This window comes from Burkholderia sp. Ac-20392 (genome assembly GCF_017104585.1).
GTDB classification, from domain to species: domain Bacteria; phylum Pseudomonadota; class Gammaproteobacteria; order Burkholderiales; family Burkholderiaceae; genus Burkholderia; species Burkholderia lata.
Genome location: NZ_JAAGPB010000039.1, coordinates 1 through 19246, shown reverse-complemented (window position 1 = coordinate 19246; position 19246 = coordinate 1). Strand labels below are relative to the sequence as shown.

At 67.1% G+C, this 19246-nt stretch carries 19 protein-coding genes; 8 read left to right on the top strand and 11 right to left on the bottom strand.

The genetic code is table 11. The features are described 5' to 3' along the window. Positions 1–93 precede the first annotated feature (93 nt). The 4 genes from glmS to G3N99_RS08255 all read left to right on the top strand — a co-directional run bounded on the left by glmS (position 94) and on the right by G3N99_RS08255 (position 4996). Positions 94–1917 (top strand): glutamine--fructose-6-phosphate transaminase (isomerizing), encoded by a 1824-nt coding sequence (gene glmS, locus G3N99_RS08270; RefSeq protein ID WP_206122115.1) that lies wholly within the window; start codon positions 94–96, stop codon positions 1915–1917. Further along, positions 1914–3182: a hypothetical protein gene (locus G3N99_RS08265; RefSeq protein WP_206122114.1), complete on the top strand. Its 1269-nt coding sequence runs from the start codon at positions 1914–1916 to the stop codon at positions 3180–3182. The genes glmS and G3N99_RS08265 overlap by 4 nt, the downstream gene beginning before the upstream one ends. Before the next feature lie 466 nt (positions 3183–3648). Continuing rightward, positions 3649–4482: a cytochrome c gene (locus G3N99_RS08260; RefSeq protein WP_174941804.1), complete on the top strand. Its 834-nt coding sequence runs from the start codon at positions 3649–3651 to the stop codon at positions 4480–4482. A 34-nt stretch (positions 4483–4516) separates the two neighbouring features. Further along, a complete protein-coding gene (locus G3N99_RS08255) occupies positions 4517–4996 on the top strand; it encodes a GNAT family N-acetyltransferase (protein WP_206122113.1) in 480 nt (159 codons plus the stop codon). A gap of 92 nt (positions 4997–5088) precedes the next feature. On the opposite strand, the gene G3N99_RS08250 is transcribed toward G3N99_RS08255, so the two are convergent. Genes G3N99_RS08250 through G3N99_RS08240 form a run of 3 tightly spaced genes read right to left on the bottom strand, consistent with a single transcriptional unit; the run spans position 5089 to position 8067 of the window. Continuing rightward, positions 5089–6354 carry a Zn-dependent hydrolase gene (locus G3N99_RS08250; RefSeq protein ID WP_206122112.1) on the bottom strand — a complete coding sequence of 422 codons (1266 nt, stop codon included), beginning with the start codon at positions 6352–6354 and terminating at the stop codon, positions 5089–5091. After that, positions 6347–6871: an L-2-amino-thiazoline-4-carboxylic acid hydrolase gene (locus G3N99_RS08245; protein ID WP_206122111.1), complete on the bottom strand. Its 525-nt coding sequence runs from the start codon at positions 6869–6871 to the stop codon at positions 6347–6349. Before G3N99_RS08245 ends, G3N99_RS08250 begins: the two co-directional genes overlap by 8 nt. Before the next feature lie 29 nt (positions 6872–6900). Next, on the bottom strand, positions 6901–8067 hold the full coding sequence (locus G3N99_RS08240) for a branched-chain amino acid ABC transporter substrate-binding protein (RefSeq protein ID WP_206122110.1): 1167 nt from the start codon (positions 8065–8067) through the stop codon (positions 6901–6903). Positions 8068–8244: 177 nt separating this feature from the next. Here G3N99_RS08240 and G3N99_RS08235 point away from each other — a divergent pair, with 177 nt between their 5' ends. From G3N99_RS08235 to ahpF, 4 genes are all read left to right on the top strand, one after another. Next, the gene (locus tag G3N99_RS08235; protein ID WP_011355549.1) at positions 8245–9141 is read left to right on the top strand and encodes a LysR substrate-binding domain-containing protein; all 897 of its coding nucleotides are present in this window, start codon (positions 8245–8247) and stop codon (positions 9139–9141) included. A gap of 127 nt (positions 9142–9268) precedes the next feature. Next, the gene (locus tag G3N99_RS08230; RefSeq protein ID WP_174941791.1) at positions 9269–9478 is read left to right on the top strand and encodes a ribbon-helix-helix protein, CopG family; all 210 of its coding nucleotides are present in this window, start codon (positions 9269–9271) and stop codon (positions 9476–9478) included. 285 nt (positions 9479–9763) lie between these two features. Continuing rightward, positions 9764–10327 (top strand): alkyl hydroperoxide reductase subunit C, encoded by a 564-nt coding sequence (gene ahpC, locus G3N99_RS08225; protein WP_006488685.1) that lies wholly within the window; start codon positions 9764–9766, stop codon positions 10325–10327. 125 nt (positions 10328–10452) lie between these two features. Then, the gene (ahpF, locus tag G3N99_RS08220) at positions 10453–12051 is read left to right on the top strand and encodes an alkyl hydroperoxide reductase subunit F (protein ID WP_206122109.1); all 1599 of its coding nucleotides are present in this window, start codon (positions 10453–10455) and stop codon (positions 12049–12051) included. A gap of 95 nt (positions 12052–12146) precedes the next feature. On the opposite strand, the gene G3N99_RS08215 is transcribed toward ahpF, so the two are convergent. The 8 genes from G3N99_RS08215 to G3N99_RS08180 all read right to left on the bottom strand — a co-directional run. After that, the gene (locus G3N99_RS08215; RefSeq protein WP_206122108.1) at positions 12147–12914 is read right to left on the bottom strand and encodes an extensin; all 768 of its coding nucleotides are present in this window, start codon (positions 12912–12914) and stop codon (positions 12147–12149) included. A gap of 160 nt (positions 12915–13074) precedes the next feature. Then, positions 13075–13629, bottom strand: coding sequence for a carboxymuconolactone decarboxylase family protein (locus G3N99_RS08210; protein ID WP_206122107.1), 555 nt, complete (start codon positions 13627–13629; stop codon positions 13075–13077). Between the two features lie 32 nt (positions 13630–13661). Continuing rightward, the gene (locus G3N99_RS08205) at positions 13662–14996 is read right to left on the bottom strand and encodes an aspartate aminotransferase family protein (RefSeq protein WP_206122106.1); all 1335 of its coding nucleotides are present in this window, start codon (positions 14994–14996) and stop codon (positions 13662–13664) included. Between the two features lie 15 nt (positions 14997–15011). Next, a complete protein-coding gene (locus tag G3N99_RS08200; RefSeq protein ID WP_206122105.1) occupies positions 15012–16061 on the bottom strand; it encodes a C45 family peptidase in 1050 nt (349 codons plus the stop codon). A 20-nt stretch (positions 16062–16081) separates the two neighbouring features. Continuing rightward, positions 16082–16810, bottom strand: a complete 729-nt coding sequence (glnQ, locus tag G3N99_RS08195) for a glutamine ABC transporter ATP-binding protein GlnQ (RefSeq protein ID WP_172902988.1) — start codon at positions 16808–16810, stop codon at positions 16082–16084. Next, positions 16807–17463, bottom strand: a complete 657-nt coding sequence (gene glnP, locus G3N99_RS08190) for a glutamine ABC transporter permease GlnP (protein WP_174935880.1) — start codon at positions 17461–17463, stop codon at positions 16807–16809. The genes glnQ and glnP overlap by 4 nt, the downstream gene beginning before the upstream one ends. Before the next feature lie 66 nt (positions 17464–17529). Continuing rightward, positions 17530–18282, bottom strand: a complete 753-nt coding sequence (glnH, locus tag G3N99_RS08185) for a glutamine ABC transporter substrate-binding protein GlnH (RefSeq protein WP_206122104.1) — start codon at positions 18280–18282, stop codon at positions 17530–17532. A gap of 544 nt (positions 18283–18826) precedes the next feature. Further along, on the bottom strand, positions 18827–19246 hold a 420-nt coding region (locus G3N99_RS08180; protein ID WP_206122103.1), incomplete at its 5' end, for an ATP-binding cassette domain-containing protein.

The window sequence follows — 19246 nt, the reverse complement described above, 5'->3', positions numbered from 1 at the left end:
ACGGGACTGCCTCGTGCCGCGCGGCGCCGCTCCCGACACCGGACTGCCGTGCTTGGCCGGCAGGGCGGCAACCTTTTGTTGACGAGGTGAATCATGTGCGGAATCGTCGGAGCAAGCGGCCTGAACAATCAGGTGCCGCAACTGGTCAATGCGTTGAGCCGGCTCGAGTATCGCGGCTACGATTCGTGCGGCATTGCCGTACAAGACGACGGCCGCCTGCGCAGCGAACGCACGTTGCGGCGCGTGACCGACCTGCAGGCCCGCGTGCTGACGCTGGGCCTCGAAGCGCAGACCTGCATCGCGCATACGCGCTGGGCGACCCACGGCGCACCGTCGGAAATGAACGCGCATCCGATCATGTCCGGCGACACGATCGCGGTCGTGCACAACGGCATCATCGAGAACCACGACGCGCTGCGCGTGGAGTTGCGGGAGCGCGGCTATGCGTTTCGCGGCCAGACCGACACCGAGGTGATCGCGCACCTGATCCACAGCCTCTATCGCGACGACCTGTTCGATGCAGTCGTGCGCGCCGTCAAGCGGCTGCACGGCGCGTATGCGATCGCGGTGCTGAGTGCGAAAGAGCCGCAGCGCCTCGTCGCCGCGCGTGCCGGCTCGCCGCTCGTGATCGGCATCGGCGCTGAACAGAACTACCTCGCGTCGGACTGCGCGGCGCTCGGCGACCTGACCGACCGCTTCGTCTACCTGGAAGACGGCGACGTCGCGCTGATCACGCCGGACCGCATCGCCGTGGTCGACTCGGGCGGCCACGAAGCCCAGCGCCCGCTGTGCCAGGTGAAGGCACGCGAGGGTGATGCGGCGCTCGGCCCGTACCAGCACTTCATGCAGAAGGAGATCTTCGAGCAACCGAAGGCGATCGACAGCACGCTCGACGGCATCGACACGATCTCGCCGGCGCTGTTCGACGCGACTGACGGCACGCGCGCGCTGCTGTCGAAAGTGAGGAGCGTGCTGCTGCTCGGCTGCGGCACCAGCTACTACGCGGGGCTGACCGCGAAGTACTGGCTGGAGGCCATCGCGGGCGTGCCCGCCCAGGTCGAGATCGCCAGCGAATTCCGCTACCGCGATACGGTGGCCGATCCGCGCACGCTCGTCGTCGGCATTTCGCAATCGGGCGAGACGGCCGACACGATCGGCGCGATCGAGCGGGCGCGCAACATGGGCCAGGAACTGTCGATGGCGATCTGCAACGTGGCCACCAGCACGATCGCGCGCAACGCACCGCTGCGATTCCTGACGCGGGCCGGCATCGAACTCGGCGTCGCGTCGACCAAGGCGTTCACGACGCAGCTCGTCGCGCTGTTCGTGCTGACGCTGACGCTCGCGCAGCTGCGCGGCCGGCTCGACGCGAAGCAGGTCGCGCTGCACCTGAAACAGCTGCATGCACTGCCGGAGCGCATCGGCCACGCGCTTGCGCTTGAAACGCAGATCATGGGCTGGGCCGCGAAGTTCGCGCGCACCGAGAACGCGTTGTTCCTCGGGCGCGGCATTCACTTCCCGATCGCGATGGAAGGTGCACTGAAGCTCAAGGAGGTGTCGTACATCCACGCGGAGGGCTATGCGGCCGGCGAACTGAAGCACGGCCCGCTCGCGCTCGTCACGAGCGCGATGCCGGTCGTCACGATCGCGCCGGACGACCGCCTGTTCCAGAAGCTGAAATCCAACATGGCCGAAGTGCGTGCGCGCGGCGGGCGGCTCTACGTGCTGGCCGGCGACCAGCTCGGGATCGACGCCGACCGCGACACGCACCTGATCCGCGTGCGTGAATCGGGCGACCTGCTGTCGCCGATCGTCAACGTGATTCCGCTGCAGCTGCTCGCGTATCACGTCGGCTGCGCACGCGGCGCCGACGTCGACAAGCCGCGCAACCTCGCGAAATCGGTGACCGTCGAATGATGCGACGAACACGCCCGGCGCGGGCGGTCGCGCGGTGCGTCGCGGCGGCGCTGTGCGGCGCCACATGCGGCGTCGTCACAGCGCCGCCGGCCTTCGCCGCCACGCCGGCCGTGCATACGGTCACCGTGCAGGACGCCCCGTCTCCCCACCCGAGCGTCGATCCGCGCAGCTTCATGCACGGCATCGGCGTGGCCGACGCCGGCAACGGCAAACGCTGGGTGTTCTTCAGCAGCTCGGGGATCGTGCCGCGCGGCGCGATGCGCAACGGCAACTGGCCGCACGACGTGTACGTCGGCGAATGGCTGCCCGGCAAGCCGCACCTGCTGCACGTCCGTACGTTCATCAGCCGCCCCGAGGCGCAGGAGCCCGTGTCGATCGCGCAGAACGCGCGCGGCGACATCTTCGTCACGTTCGAGGACGGCTGGAACGCGCCGCAGGAAGTCAGCCAGCGCTACGGCGTCTATCGCCGCGACCTGAAGCCGATCAAGCCCTACCCGAACGACGTCGAATCGGGCGGCCACTCGGGGCATGTCGCCACGGCAGCCGACCGCTTCGTCGTGTTCTATTCCACCGACTGGATCGACGGCGGCGGCGTCGACAACCTCGGCACCGGCAACGGCGTGTACGTGAAAACCTACGATGCGGCCGAGCGCTTGCTGAACCACGTCGCGGTCGTGCCGCACCGCCGCGAGTGGTGGCCCGTCGTCGCGGGTTCGCCGCATACCGCGCTGCTCGTATGGCAGAAATACATCGAAGGCAGCACGAACGCGACGCTCGAATACGCGATGTTCGACCCGGTCACCGCGAAGCTGGACAAGCTGGGGACGCTGAACGACGCGGTCCAGTACTACGTGTACGCGTCGGCTTACGTGCCGGAGATCGACCGCTTCATCGTCGTCACGACGACGGCGGACGATCGCGGCGTCGCGATGCTGATCGCGCCGGACGGCCGCCGCACGGCGACGCTCGACTGCCTGCCGGCGTCGGTGCGCGAATCCGGCATCGGGGTGTCCGGCACGCATGCGTACGTGCCGATCCGCGACGGGCGGCTGCTCACGCTGGCGCTCGGGCCGGCGGACATTTCAGTGAGCGGTGTGCAGCGTTCGCCGATTCCGTGGGGCTCGACGGGGATCGCCGGGTTCCCGACGCGCGGCACCGCGATGCATTTCGTATCGCTGACGCCGTCGGGCACGCGCGAAGCCGATTTCGAACCGACCCAGGAAACGCCGATGCCGAAAAGCGACGTGCCTTGTTCGAGTCATTGAGGGCGGCGTGGTAACGGGCGGGATCGCCGGAAATGCGGTGGGGCTGCATGCTATCGCTCCGGCCTGACCGTCGCCTCGCTCTCCCGTCGCTCCCGTCTCTCCCGTCTCTCCCGTCGCTCCCGTCGCTCCCGTCTCTCCCGTCTCTCCCGTCTCTCCCGTCTCTTCCGCCTCTTCCGCCTCTTCCGCCTCTTCCGCCTCTTCCGCCTCTTCCGCCTCCTCCGCCTCTTCCGCCTCCTCCGCCTCCTCCGTTCCTTCGCGCTCAAACCACGCCACGCAATGCCGCATCCTTCGCGCAGCCCGACCACCAGGCGCGCCGCCACCGGCTTGCCCGATCATGATCGGCCGCCCCCTTCCCGCGCCGCAGTCGCCAGCACCGCGCGTACCGGATAGACTGTCGCCCGATTCCTTCCATCGGCCGCGGCCTGCTCCGCCTGTCGCCGCCGGAACGCCCTTTCCCGGAGAACGAATGCTGAAGCGCCGATGGTTTTCGCTTTTGCTGCTGACGGTTTGCCTGATCGGACAACGCGCGTCGGCCCAGTCCGCGCTCGAACTCGAAACGGACGGCACGGCCCGCGCCCTCACCCGGCAGACGCTGCTCGCTCGCCCCGATGCGACCGACATCCACGTGCCGCGCGACATCGCGTACGGCAAGCCAATGACCTTCCGTGCGGTGCCGTTCGCCGACCTGCTCGGCGACAAGCTGCCGGCCGACGGCGTACTCGAAACCCGTGCGGCCGACGGCTTCGCCGCGCAACTGCCGCTGGATCTCGTGCGCCGCCGCTCGCCGGCCGGCGCCATCCCGTGGCTCGCGATCGAGGATCCGGCGCATCCCTGGCCGAAGCTGCCCGGCAAGCAGGTCAGCGCCGGGCCGTTCTACCTGGTCTGGCTCGGGCCGGACGCGTCGTCAGTACGTGGCGAGCAGTGGCCGTACCAGATCGTGCGCGTCACGATCGAGTCGTCGCCGCTCGCGCGCTGGCCGTCGCTCGCCGTCGATGCCGCGCTGCCCGCGAACGATCCGGCTCGCGCGGGCCAGCACCTGTTCGTCACGCAATGCCTCGCATGCCATCGCATCGACGGCGCGGGCAGCAGCCATGCCGGCCCCGATTTGAACACGCCGATGAATCCGGTCGACTACTTCCAGCCCGCCGCGCTGCGCCGCTATATCCGCAACCCGGCATCGGTGCGCGACTGGCCGGGCCGCAGCATGCCGGCGTTTCCGCCCGACCAGCTGAGCGACCGCGAACTCGACCAGATCGTCGCGTATCTCGCGTATATGGCGCGGCGCAAGGCCGGCCAGTAACGCGCGGATGAATCGAAGCACTCGAGGAACGTTGATGACGTCAGGCGACACGCTGTTCACCATCGAATCGATCGAAGCCGCGCAAACGCACCCGCTCCGGGCGATGATCCTGCTGAATGGCGATCTGGACGCGAGCGCGCTGGCCGGCGACCAAGCGCCGACGACCCTGCATGTCGGCGTACGCGACGCGTCGGGCATCGTTGCCGTTGCCTCGCTCTGCGAGGAGTTGCGCGAAGACGATCGTGCGCGGCCGGCGTGGCGGCTGCGCGGGATGGCCGTCCACCCTGCCGTGCGCGGCATGGGCTTCGGGCGCGTGCTGGTGCAGGTGTGCGTGCGGCACGCGGAAGCACGCGGGGCCGAACTCGTGTGGTGCACCGCACGCGAAACCGCGTACCGGTTCTATGAAAAGCTCGGCTTCGCGGCCGATGGTGCGACGGTGACGATGCCGGGGCGCACCGATACGGCGTTTCATGTGATGCGGCGATATATCGATCGGAAATCGCCTGCGGGCTGACGCGAACCGCGCGTTCGCGTCGTCAGGTGGAAAGCGATGCGGCCCGGCCTGGAGAACCCCCTCCCGCCGGACCACCGCCAGCACACGCAGGCTCAGCTTTCCTGCGCGCTCTGCAGCACCGCGCGCAACAGCACGTCGGCGCCCGCCGCCGCCCACTCGGGCGTAATCGCTTCGGCCTCGTTGTGGCTCAACCCGTCGACGCACGGCACGAAGATCATCCCCGTCGGCGCGACGCGCGCCACATAGCACGCGTCATGGCCCGCGCCGGACACGATATCCATGTGCGACAGCCCGAGCGCCTGGGCCGCATCACGCACCGTGTCGATGCAGCGCGGCGCGAACGGAATCGGCGCATACGTGAAGATCTGCTCGATCTGCGCGCCGAGGCCCGTTTCGTCGGCCACGCGCGCGAGTTCCGCGCGCAGCGCCGCATCGAGTTCGTCGAGCACCGCGTCGTCGGGATGACGGAATTCGACCGTGAAGAAGCACCCGCCCGGCACCGTATTACGCGAGTTCGGCCGCGCCTCGATCATCCCGACCGTTGCCCGCGCGTACGGCGCGTAACGGCAGCCGAGCACTTCGACGAACGAGATCATCCGCGCGGCGCCGACCAGCGCATCGCGACGGAATTCCATCGGCGTGGTGCCCGCGTGCGCGTCGACACCGGTGAGCGTCACCTCGTACCAGCGCTGCCCCTGCCCGGCCGTCACGACGCCGATCGTCTTGCCGGCCCGTTCGAGAATCGCGCCCTGTTCGATATGCAGCTCGTACGCCGCATGCACCGGATAGCCGCCGACGGGCTCCGCGCCCGCGTAGCCGATCCGCGCCAGTTCCTCGCCGATCGTCCTGCCCGTGCCGTCGGTGCGCGACAGCCCGTATTCGAGCGTATAGACGCCCGAGAACACGCCGGCCGACACCATCGCCGGCGCGAAGCGCGAGCCTTCCTCGTTGGTCCAGATCACGACGTCGATCGGGCGCTCGGTCTCGATGCCCGCGTCGTTCAGCGCGCGCACGACCTCGAGCCCGCCGAGCACGCCGTAGATGCCGTCGTAGCGGCCGCCCGTCGGCTGCGAATCGGCGTGCGAGCCGGTCATGACCGGTGCAGCGTCGGGATTGCGCCCCGCGCGGCGCGCGAACACGTTGCCCATCTGGTCCACGCGCACCGTGCAGCCGGCGTCTTGCGCCCATTGCACGAACAGGTCGCGCGATTCGCGATCGAAATCGGTCAGCGCAAGACGGCAGACGCCGCCCTTCGGTGTCGCACCGATCTGCGCCATCCGGTCGAGCGACGCCCACAGGCGATCGCCGTCGACGCGCGGCGCGTTCACGCGCTCAGCCACTGCGTTGTCGTCACGCATCGCCGTTCTCCGGCGCGGCTTGCAGCGCGTAGCGGAAATCGCAGCGCTTGCCGCCCTGCATGATCGTGCTCGTCCGCGTGAGCGCGATGTCCGGCGCATAGCCCTGGATGAAATAGCTGTCGCGCGCGCAGCTCAGCAGGTGCCCGATCTCGCCGAGCCCCATCGCGTGATACATCTCCGCGTAGCTGCAGCGATGCACGTCGTAGTCGTAATGCGCGTCGTCCGCGCGCTGCACCTCGACGTCGAGCGCATCGTCCTTCTCCCACAGCACCTGCAGCGCGACGAACGATTTCACGCTCGTGCCGCCGGGCTCCTGCGCCGCGAACGTGCGGCCGGCGTCGACCGCCGCGCCGCGCACCGCTTCCGCGATCACGGCCTGCGCGCGCTCGACGCCGAACTCGCGCTTCATGATCTCGTAGATCGGCTTGATGATTTCCGCTTCGATGCGGCGTCGCGCGAGGATCCCGAGGCGCGTGTCCTCGGGTGCGGCGGCGGATGTCTGGGTGGCTTCGGTCATGGGGATCGTCTTCGTTGTCTTGTCGTGTATTACTTGGCTGCGGTGCGCGAGCCGCCGAGCACGTCGACGACGGTCCACTTGCCGCCACGCACCTGGTAGATCGTGAAGGCCGGATCCTTCAGGTTGCCTTCGGCATCGAACGCGATCCGTCCCGTCACGCCGGGCCGGTCGATCGCACGCACCGCCGCGACCAGCTTCGCCGGCTGCGTCGTGCCAGCCTTCTGCGCAGCTGCGATCAGCGTGGCGGCCGCGTCGTATGCGAACGGCGCATGCAGCTCGATCGGGGCGCGGAAGCGCGCCTGGTATTGCGTGTCGAACGCCTTGCCACCCGGCATCCGGTCGAGCGGCAGGCCCGGTTCGAGCGCCGTCACGCCGTCGCCGTCCTTGCCGGCCAGCGACAGGAACGTCTGGCTCACGAAGCCGCCCGCGCCGAGCAGCGGCGCGTTCACGCCGAGCTGGCGCATCCGGCGCGAGATCGGTGCCGCCTGCGCATCGAGGCCGCCGAAGAACACGAGATCCGCGCGCTTGCCCTTGATTGCGGTCAGCACGCCGCTGAAATCGGTCGTCTTGTCGTTCACGTACTGGCGATCGACGATCGCGCCGCCGTTCGCCTGCACGCCCTTGATGAATTGGTCGGCCAGGCCCGAGCCGAACGACGTGCGATCGTCGATCACCGCGATGCGCTTCGCCTTCAGCGTCTTCACCGCGTACGCGCCGGTGAAATTGCCGCCCGCATCGTCGTGACCCATGATGCGGAAGGCCGTCGCATAGCCCTGCTGCGTGTATTGATGGCCGGTGGACGCCGGCGCGATCTGCGGGATGCCCGCATCGCGGTAGACGCGCGACGCCGGCACGCTGCAGCCCGTGTTCCAGTGACCGACGACGCCGATCACGTGCTTGTCGACGAGCTGCTGCGCAACCGCGACGGCCGTGCGCGGATCGGACTGGTCGTCAGCCGCGACGAGCTTGTAGACCACCGGCTTGCCGCCGATGGTCGGATGCTTCGCGTTCGCATCGTCGATCGCGAGTTGCGCGCCGTTCTGCAGATCGTTGCCGATCCGCGCGGACGGGCCGGTGAGCGGCGCGGCGAGACCGATCAGGATCGTCTGCGGCGCGGATTGTGCGAACGCGGGAACGGAGGCGACCAGGGCGGCGGCCGAGAATGCGAGGCTGGCGTGGAGAAATGCGATTTTCATGTGCGGGGATCGGTGAATCGGATCAAAACATGAAAAATATTAAATATTCAGCACCCAAACCCCAAATATTCAATTGTTGGATGCTTATGCCGTTCCCGCCACATTAACCTACATCACTGTAAATACAGGGTATTTTCGTGTTGTCACTTACCCTGACTTTTCGATAAAATTCGACACATGAAAAATATCGAACAATTGCCGCACGATCCACCGCTGCGCGCGGTGCGTGCGTTCGAAGCGTTCGCGCGTCTCGGGTCGGTCACCGCGGCGGCGGGCGAGCTCGACATCACGCCGTCGGCGGTCAGCCATCAGTTGCAGCTGCTCGAAGCGTTCATCCAGACGCCGCTGACCGTGCGCGAGGGCCGGCTGCTCGCGCTCACCGACGAAGGCCGCGACTACTACCGCTCGATCAGCGCCGCGTTCTCGGTGCTGCGCAGCGCGACGCGTTTCGTGCGCGACCGCTCGTCGCTGCGGCAGATCACCGTCAGCCTGATTCCACTGCTCGGCATCGGCTGGTTCATTCCGCGGCTGCACGCGTTCCTGGCCGACAACACGGACGTCGACGTGACCGTGCTGTACGCCCATCACCGCAACTACCGCAGCGATGCGTCGGACCTGTCGATCCGCTTCGGCACCGGCGACTGGCCCGGCTACCGCTGCGAACGGCTGCTGCCGGGCGCGATGGTGCCGATGTGCAGCCCGTCGTTCCTGAAGCGCCACGGGCCGTTCCGCACGCCGGCCGATCTCGCGCGCGCGCCGCTCGTGCACGACGAGGATCGCAGCACGTGGGTCAACTGGCTGCAGGGTGCGGGCGTCAAGCATGTGTCGCATGCGGTCGGGCCGATGTTCGAGGACGGCCAGCTCACGCTGAGCGCCGCACGCGCGGATCTCGGCGCGGCGTTGCTGCGCGCGCCGCTGGTCGAGCGCGAACTGGCGAATGGCGAACTCGTGAAGCTGTTCGATCACGCGCTCGACGACGGGCGCGATTACTACCTGTGCACGCGCGAGGACGCGGACATGCCGGACGGGGCCAGGCGGCTGGCGGAGTGGTTGAGGAAGATGGCGGGGATTTGAGTGGAGCGGGACGACGTCGAGCCGACAGCCGGGCGATTCGGAATCCGCATTCGCGTCGCACATGCGGCGCACTTGCACTTGCCCGGCCGGATAGCCACGATGGCCGTGTCATGTCATGGAGGCGGTAATGAACAGAATTCCGGTCGATCTATCAGATAACCAGCACGCCGCGTTGACCCGCATCGCCGTGCACCAGAACAGCTCCACTGCCGAGCTCATCCGGGACGCGATCGATGCCTACATCGCGCTGCAGGACCGGACACTTGCTGACAATGTGTTCGGCCTCTGGAAGGGGCGCAACGTCGTCAACCAGGAAGACTTGCGCTCGGAGTGGTGAACGCGCCCCAGCATCCACCAACCGAACACACTTCGGAGCCGCCTTGAGTCGCCCCCCGCGGCTTTGGACTTTCAACGCAATCCCTCTCGCCGCATCTCCGCCCGGCTGCCGCCCGCCCGCACACCCACGCTTCAATGACCTCCCCTCACACCCCACGCCAATCAAGGGCCGGAAGCAGATAGAAATTCCTGATGCCCCGGATTGAAACAAGCAATTTCACAAACTCAGGGTGAACCCGGATACTGGCAACACTCCACTCACCACTGAAGCAAAGGAATTCTCCAGATGCCGATCATCAACACCCAAATCAAGCCGTTCAAGGCAACCGCTTACCACAATGGCGATTTCGTGCCCGTCTCGGAAGAGAACTTCAAGGGCAAGTGGTCCGTCGTCGTGTTCTACCCGGCCGACTTCACGTTCGTCTGCCCGACCGAACTGGGCGACCTCGCCGACCGTTACGCGGAATTCCAGAAGCTGGGTGTCGAAATCTACGGCGTGTCGACCGACACGCACTTCACGCACAAGGCATGGCACGACACGTCGGACACGATCGGCAAGATCAAGTACCCGATGATCGGCGACCCGACGCTCACGCTGTCGCGCAACTTCGACGTGCTGATCGAGGAAGAAGGGATGGCCCTGCGCGGCACGTTCGTGATCAACCCGGAAGGCGAGATCAAGCTGTGCGAAATCCACGACAACGGCATCGGCCGCGACGCAGGCGAACTGCTGCGCAAGGTGCAGGCTGCGCAATACATCGCGGCGCACCCGGGTGAAGTGTGCCCGGCCAAGTGGACGCCGGGTGCGGAAACGCTGACCCCGTCGCTCGACCTGATCGGCAAGATCTGACGATCGCGCCGCGCGCCTCGCACGAGGCGCGCGAGACACACTACGGGCCGCTGCGGCATGCGGCCCGCGCCCTCCTCCGGCACGACGTGCCCGACCAGAATCATTAATACGGAATCCGAAACGCCATGCTCGACGCCAATCTCAAGAACCAACTCAAAGCGTACCTCGAAAAGATCACGCGCCCGATCGAACTCGTCGCCTCGCTCGACGACAGCGCGAAATCGCAGGAACTGCTGGCGCTGCTGAACGAGATTGCGTCGCTGACGGATCGCGTGACCGTGACCGAACGCCGTGACGACGCCGAGCGCAAGCCGTCGTTCTCGATCGGCGAACCCGGCAAGCCGGCCGGCATCCGTTTCGCCGGCATCCCGATGGGCCATGAATTCACGTCGCTCGTGCTCGCGCTGCTGCAGACGGGCGGCCACCCGATCAAGCTCGACGACGACGTGATCGAACAGATCCGCGCGCTCGACGGCGACTACGCGTTCGAGACGTATTTCTCGCTGTCGTGCCAGAACTGCCCGGAAGTCGTGCAGGCGCTGAACGTGATGTCGCTGATCAACCCGCGCATCCGTCACGTCGCGATCGACGGCGCGCTGTTCCAGGGCGAAGTCGAGTCGCGCCAGATCATGGCCGTGCCGACGATGTTCCTGAACGGCACCTCGTTCGGCCAGGGCCGCAGCAGCGTGAAGGAAATCCTCGCGAAGCTCGATACGGGCGCCAGCGCACGCGCCGCGAAATCGCTCGAGAACAAGCCGGTGTTCGATACGCTGATCGTCGGCGGCGGCCCGGCGGGCGCGGCCGCTGCGATCTACTCGGCACGCAAGGGCATCGCGACGGGCGTCGTCGCCGAGCGTTTCGGCGGCCAGGTGCTCGACACGATGGCGATCGAGAACTTCGTGTCGGTGCAGGAAACCGAAGGGCCGAAGTTCGCGACCGCGCTCGAACAGCACGTGAAGCAGTACGAGGTCGACATCATGGACGTGCAGCGCGCCGACGCGCTGATTCCGGGTGACGTGCACCAGATCCGCCTCGCGAACGGCGCGGTGCTGAAGGCGAAGACGATCGTCCTCGCGACCGGCGCGCGCTGGCGCGAAATCAACGTGCCGGGCGAGCGCGAATACCGCAACCGCGGTGTCGCGTACTGCCCGCACTGCGACGGCCCGCTGTTCAAGGGCAAGCGCGTCGCGGTGGTCGGCGGCGGCAACTCGGGCGTCGAGGCCGCGATCGACCTCGCCGGCATCGTGAAGGCCGTCACGCTGATCGAATACGGCGCGCAACTGCGCGCGGACGAAGTGCTGCAACGCAAGCTGCGCAGCCTGCCGAACGTGACGATCGTCACGCAGGCGCAAACGACCGAGCTGACCGGCGACGGCAGCAAGCTGAACGGGCTCGTCTACAAGGATCTGCGCTCGGGTGACACGCAGCGCATCGATCTGGAAGGCGTGTTCGTGCAGATCGGCCTCGTGCCGAACACCGAATGGCTGAAAGGCACGATCGAACTGTCGAAGCACGGCGAGATCGTCGTCGATGCGCGCGGCGCGACGTCGGTACCGGGCGTGTTTGCGGCCGGCGACGTGACGACGGTGCCGTTCAAGCAGATCGTGATCGCGGTCGGCGAAGGCGCGAAGGCATCGCTCGGCGCGTTCGACCACCTGATCCGGCAGGACGTTGCACCGGTTGCCGCCGCGCAGCCGCAAGCCGAGGAAGCGGTCGCCGCGTAACGCACGTCAGCCCGTCGGCACAACGGTTTGTCTCTCTTGGCCCCGCATGCTTTGGTCGGCGTGCGGGGTCCTTTTTATTCCGGAAACGATTGTGGTTACTTGGTCGTGGTCGGGCCGTTGTTCGCCGGCGCCGGCGACGGTGCCGACTTGAAATTGCTCGACTCCCTGACCAGTTGCTCGGTCATCGCCGCAGCAACCGGATTCGCACCCGACGACGAACTGCCCTGCCGGGTCGAACCGCTGCTCGATGGCATCGACGTCATCGACGGCGGCGGCAACGACGGGTCGAGCTTCGCCGATTCCCTGACGAGCGCGGCGGTTTCCGGCGTTTCGGATTTCGTTGCAGCGGGTGCGGCGGCCACGTGGCGTTCGAGGCCATCGCGCTTGCGCGGTGCGCGTTCCGTGACCTGCGCAAGTGCGGGCGCGGCCTGCTGCACGGGTTTGGCGGCCGGCGGCGGTGCCGGCGGGGTCGAATCCTGCGCATCGACGGTCACGACGTTGACCTTCGGCGGCGGTGCGCTCGGCGTCGTCACCGGCTGCGGTTTGTCGCTGACAACCGGCACGGCAGGCGCTGCATTGACGCGCGCGGTTGCGGCCGGTGCAGACGGCGCCGGTGCGGGTGGTGGCGGCGCAACAGCCGCCTGTTTCGGTGCCATTGCGGCGGCCGGGGCCGGCGGCGCGATGGCGCCCTGCACGGCGTGATCGTTGCCCGCGGGCGCTGCGGCAACGGGCGCGGACGAATCGCCGATGCCGGCATCTTCGATCGCGCGGTGATCCGCACGCAGAAGCATCACGTAGGCAGTGCCGGCCGCGGCTACCAGGAGCCCACCGGCGATCATCAAGGTCTTGCGGGTACTCGTCATGCTTGCTCACCGCTCATATCGACGTGAACAAGCCATCATACGCGGCGATCCGCCCGCGATCCCGCATGAATACATTTGGTTGCATTGTGCCGGAACAGGTCGGCAACACGTTCGTCAGACCTATCGCCTCCGCTGCTCCAGCAGGATCAACGCGCGGGCATCACTCCGGAAACGGCAATTCGGTCTGCCCTTCCGCGCGCATGCCGAATGTGTTCAGCGTCATCGCGACGAGCGCGTAGTAGCCGAGCAACGCAACGAGATTCACGACGGTTGCGTGGCCGAAGCGCGCTTCCGCCCGTGCGAACGTCGCGTCGCTCACGCGTCGCGTGTCGTACAGCTCGCTCGCGAATGCATGGATCAGCGCATCGTCGTCCGACTCGAATGCGGGCGCCGCGCCGCGCCGGATCGCGTCGGCCGTCGCGGCCGGCACGCCCGCCTCGAGTGCGATCGGATGATGAATGTGCCACTCGGCCTGCGAGCGCCAGCGCGCGGCCGTCACGAGAATCGCGAGCTCCGACAGGCGCAGCGGCAGGCCCGTGCGATAGCGGCAGAATGCGCCGAGCTTCTGCGCGTGCTGCGCCAGCTCGGGGCTCGCGATCCAGCCGAAAAACGGCCCGTTCAGGTTGCCGCGCGGACCGCTGAGAATGTCGGCCAGCACGGCCTTCTGCTCATCGGTGGCCGATGCGGGATCGAACGGAGGCAATCTGTTGGTCATGGCAAGGTCCGGACAAGGTTCGACGAATACGGTCACGCGCCGGCCGACGCGAGCGCCGCGCCGATCGCGCCCGACAGCCGCTCGACGATCGTATCGATCTGCTGCGCGGTGCAAATGAAAGGCGGCGCGACCAGGATGTGATCGCCGTGAACGCCGTCGATCGTCCCGCCCATCGGATACACCATCAGGCCGCGCTGCATCGCTTCGCGCTTGACCGCCGCGTGCAGCTTCAGCGCCGGATCGAACGTCGCCTTGCTGTCGCGATCGCGCACGAGCTCGACGCCGACGAACAGCCCGCGGCCGCGCACGTCGCCGATATGCGGATGCGCGCCGTAATGCTCGCGCAACGACGCACGCAGTTGCTCGCCGCGTGCCTTCACGTTGTCGAGCAGCTTCTCTTCAGCGATCACGCGCTGCACTTCGAGCGCGGCCGCGCAGGCGGTCGCATGGCCGAGGTACGTGTGGCCGTGCTGGAAGAAACCCGAGCCGTCGACGATCGTCCGGTAGATGCGGTCGCTGACGAGCGTCGCGCCGATCGGCTGGTAGCCCGCGCCGAGCCCTTTCGCGATCGTCAGCAGGTCGGGCGCGACGCCGTCTTCTTCGCACGCGTACAGGTAGCCCGTGCGGCCCATCCCCGACATGATCTCGTCGAGGATCAGCAGCACGCCGTACTTGTCGCACACCGCACGAATCTTCTTCAGGTACGTGCGCACCGGCGGCACCGCGCCGGCCGTTGCGCCCACCACCGTCTCCGCGACGAACGCCGCGACGTTGTCCGCGCCGAGTTCGACGATCTTCTGCTCGAGCTCGTCCGCGAGGCGCTGCGCATACGCCTCGTCGGTTTCACCGGCCTGCTGGTCGCGATACGCGAAGCACGGGCTCACATGGTGCGCCTCGATCAGCAGCGGCAGGAACGGCTCGCGCCGCCACGCATTGCCGCCGATCGCGAGCGCGCCGAGCGTGTTGCCGTGATAGCTCTGGCGTCGCGCGATGAAATGGCGGCGCTGCGGCTCGCCCTTCTCGACGAAATACTGGCGCGCGAGCTTCAGCGCGGCCTCGACCGCCTCGGAGCCGCCCGACACGAAATACACGTGTTCGAGGCCGGCCGGCGCGGCGGCGACGAGCCGGTCGGCCAGTTCCTCGGCCACGTCGGTCGTGAAGAACGACGTATGCGCGTACGCCAGTTGCTGCGCCTGCCGCTTGATCGCGTCGATCACGCGCTGGTTGCTGTGGCCGAGACACGAAACGGCCGCACCGCCGCACGCGTCGATATAGCGTTTGCCGGTCGAGTCGATGATCTCGATGCCGTCGCCTGCGACGGCAACGGGCAAGGTGGCGCGCGGAGCGCGATGGAAAACGGTCGTCATGCGTTGCCTCATGGATCAGGATGCGTCGTGCGCGCGTCCGGACGGCACGATGCGCGTCGCGAAACACTGCGCGCCCTGTTGGTGAATGGTGAAATCGATCGATGCCGCACCGATCGCGAACACGCCGGTGGCCAGCGTGTTCTCGTCGTCGGGGTCGGCCGGATCGTCGCGGTAGATCGGCAGCCCTTCCGGCGCGCGATCGCCGAGCACGCGCAGCAGCGCGGCTTCGTCGATCGCGTCGATGGCGGGCGTCAGCGCGTCGACGCGGCGCTGGCGGTCGGCCGACGATTGCGTGACGATCTGCGCCTCCGTGTCGCTGCCGGGATGCACGAGATGGTTCGCATGCCCCGCGAGCCGCGCGACGTCGATCACCGAACAGCGCGCGACGCTCGCCTCGATGCTCAGCAGCCGCGCATCGCCGGTCGCGCCCAGCGTGTGATGAAAGCCGCTTGCACGCGCATGACCGCGCAGTACGTCGGCCGCCGCGTCGAGCGACGTCGCATCGAGCACGGCGCGCGCGAGGATCATGCGCGGCACGCCCGCTGCCGGCGTGCGGATCCGCAGGTTGTTGATCGCCTGCGCGATGCCCGCGCGGTTCGCGGCAAAGGTATGGCCCGGCAGCGAACCGGGGTAGTAGAAGCTGATGAAGCCCGGCTTGCCCTCTGGTTGCACGTCGACGAGCAGGCAGCGCTCGCGCAGGTACGGATCGCCGTCCTCGTTGTGCGCGATCCAGCGCGTGCCGTTGGCATCGCGCGCGGCGAGCGTCGTGCAACCGTCCGGCGCGTTGTGGATCAGCTCGCCGCGGCAGTTCCACAGAAAGATGTCCTCGGCCGGCCAGCCGACACCGGCCGCGATCCCGTCCAGCTCCGCGACGAGATCGGGATACGTTGCCAGCGCAGCCTGCCGCAGCGCGGCGACGAACGGATGGCCGCGCCAGCGGCGCACGGCCTGCCACGCGCTGCTTTGCTGCATGTATTCATCGAACACGGGGCGGGCAAGCTCGCCGAGGCGCACGCCGATGTCGAACGGCGCGCCGGCGATGACGGGAGAAAGGGAAAGCGGCATGTCGGAGGGTTCGGTTTCGTTCAGGACACGTGTTTCAGGAATTCCTTCAGGCGCGGGGTCGGCGGCCGGTCGATCAGGTCGACCGGATGGCCGTCCTCGGCAATGCCGCCCTGATCCATGAACAGCAGGCGCGTGCCGACCCGTTTCGCAAAGCCGATCTCGTGCGTGACGACGATCATCGTCATCCCTTCGTTCGCGAGATCCTGCATCACTTTCAGCACTTCGTGGCGCAATTCCGGATCGAGCGCGGACGTCGGCTCGTCGAACAGCATCAGCCGCGGTCGGATCGCGAGCGCACGTGCAATCGCGACACGCTGCTGCTGGCCGCCGGACAACTCGGAAGGATAATGATTCGCGCGCGACTCGAGGCCGACCTTGTCGAGCAGCGCCATCGCCTGGTCGCGTGCTTCGGCACGCGAGGCGCCGCGCACCTGCGTCGGCCCGAACATCACGTTCTCGAGCGCGGTCATCTGCGGAAACAGGTTGAACTGCTGGAACACCATGCCGGCTTCGAGCCGGATGTTGCGGATCGTCGTCGCGTTGCCGCGCACGCTCTGCCCGTCGACGAGCAGCTCGCCGCCGGTGATTTTCTCGAGCGCATTGATACAGCGCAGCATCGTCGACTTGCCCGAGCCGGACGGGCCGATCACGACGACCACTTCGCCTGCGTCGATCTTCAGGTCGATATGCTTCAGCACCGGTACGTGGCCGAAACTCTTCGACACGTTCTGGAATTCGATCATGCTCATAGGATCCTCATCCGCTTTTCGACGAGCCGCAGCGTCAACGTCATGGCGCCGGTCAGCAACAGGTAGATGACGGCCACGGCAGTCCAGATCTCGACCGCCTGGAAATTGCCTGCGATGATTTCCTGCCCCTTGCGCGTCAGTTCGCCGACGCCGATCACGATGAACAGCGACGTGTCCTTCAGGCTCACGATGCACTGGTTGCCGAGCGGCGGAATCAGGCGCCGGAACGCGAGCGGCCCGACCACCTTCAGCAGCACGCGCGGCATCGACAAGCCCATCGCGAGCCCGGCTTCCGTCAGCCCCTTCGGGATCGACAGCAGCGCACCGCGCACCACTTCCGCGAGATACGCGCCGGAATTCACCGTGATCGCGATGATCGCGGCCGTCAAGCCGTCGATGCGGATATGCGCGAGCAACGGCAGCGCGAAATACAGGAACATCACCTGCACGACGATCGGCGTGCCGCGGATCAATTCAATATAAACCTGTGCAAGCACGTTCATCGCCTTCGGTCCGTATGCGCGGAACATGCCCGCGACCATCCCGACGATGAAACCGCCCACCAGCCCGAAAAATGCGATGAACACCGTCAACCGGACCCCGTCCATCAGGTCCGGCAACGCCGCCCAGATCGCCGACCAATCGAAATTCACTTGTCGCTCCCCGTTCGATTCAAGACCGGCGCGGCCACCCGGCCGCGCGCTGTTGCCGCGTCACGCTCACATCTTCGGCGGTTCGGCACCGAACCACTTCTTGTAGATCTGCGCGTAGCGGCCATCGGCCCGGATCTTCACGAGCGACGCGTTGACCTTCGGCACGAGCGGGCTGCCCTTCGGGAAGCCGATCCCGTACTTGTCGCCGCTGACCGGCTGGCCCGCGACCTTCACCTTGCCCTTGCCTTCGTTGTTCACGAAGAACAGCACGTTCGGCGTGTCGTGCATCGCCGCGTCGACCCGGCCGGCTTCGAGTGCGAGGTAGGCCTGGTCGATGTTCGGGAACTGGCGGATCTCCTTCGGCTTCAGGTGCGCCTTGATCCAGTCGATCGTCGCGGTGCCCGTTTTCGCGGCGATCACCTTGCCGTTCAGGTCGTCGATCGACCTGATCGTCGTGTTGCCGGTCTGCACCATCGCCGCGAGGCCGCTGTCGTAGTACGGCGCGGAGAAGTCGATCGCCTTCTTCCGCTCCTCCTTGATCGTCATGCCCGACAGCGCGACGTCGATGTTCTGCGTCTGCAGCGCCGGGATCAGGCCCGCGAAATCCATCGGCTGGATCGTGTATTTCCAGCCCTGGTCCTTCGCGATCTCCGCCCACAGATCGAGATCGAAGCCGACGTACTTGTCGCCCTGCTTGAACTCGAACGGCATGAACGACGTGTCGGTCCCGACGACGAGCGTCTTGGTGTCCGCGTGCGCGAGGCTTGCGCCGAGCGCGGCAACGACCGCGACGGCTTTCAGGAAGGAACGGCGACTCATGGTTTCTCTCCGCATGATTGAGCGATGTGACCGGCCAGGCAGCCGGCGGAACGACGACATCAAGCCGCACCGCAACATGCGATGTCGAATTAGACCTTAGTGCAACAAGTGTTGTCAATGGCGATACTACGACAACAAAAAAGTCCGCAACGGGTAAATGCATCGAGACAAACCCGGGGCGCACGGGGCGGATAAATCGGAGGAAAGGGCGTGTGGCCGCGGGGCGAAGCGGCCGGGCCGGATCGTGCTGCGCCGGTCGACGGCGGCGTCTGACGAGTAGTTGGCGGTGACTGGTCTGGACGGGCAGGTTTGCCGTCCCGGGCATCACGCTGGAGAGGAGGATGGCGGTGCAATCGTGCGGCGCCGATTGCCGCCTCCCGCGCGTTTGTCAGTGCATTCGACAGCGCGGATCGTCGGCGCTTCGACGCGCGGCACCGTGCCGGGGCGGCTAACCGCGCGATGCCGGCAACCGCCGGGGCGGCTCAACGCATGTTGCGGGAAACGCGCGGCCCCACCCGCCGGCCGCGCGCCGATGCAGCGTCGATTACGCCGCCACCCCGCTCGCCTGATGCGACACGAGCCGCGCATACGCGCCCTGCCGCGCCATCAGGTCCGCATGCCGTCCAGCCTCGATCACGCCGCCGTGCTCCATCACGAGGATCAGGTCGGCATTGCGCACGGTCGACAGCCGGTGCGCGATGATGATCGACGTGCGCTGCGTCATCAGGTCTTCCAGCGCCGCGCGGATCTGCTGCTCGCTGATCGTGTCCAGATGGGACGTCGCTTCGTCGAGGATCAGCACCGGCGCATCCTTCAGGAACGCGCGCGCAATCGCGACACGCTGGCGCTGGCCGCCCGACAGTTGCACGCCGCGCTCGCCGACGCGCGTCGCGAGTCCGTCCGGCAGGCGCGCGACGAAGTCGCCGAGCGCCGCATGGTCGATCGCGCGCTGCACGTCCGCGTC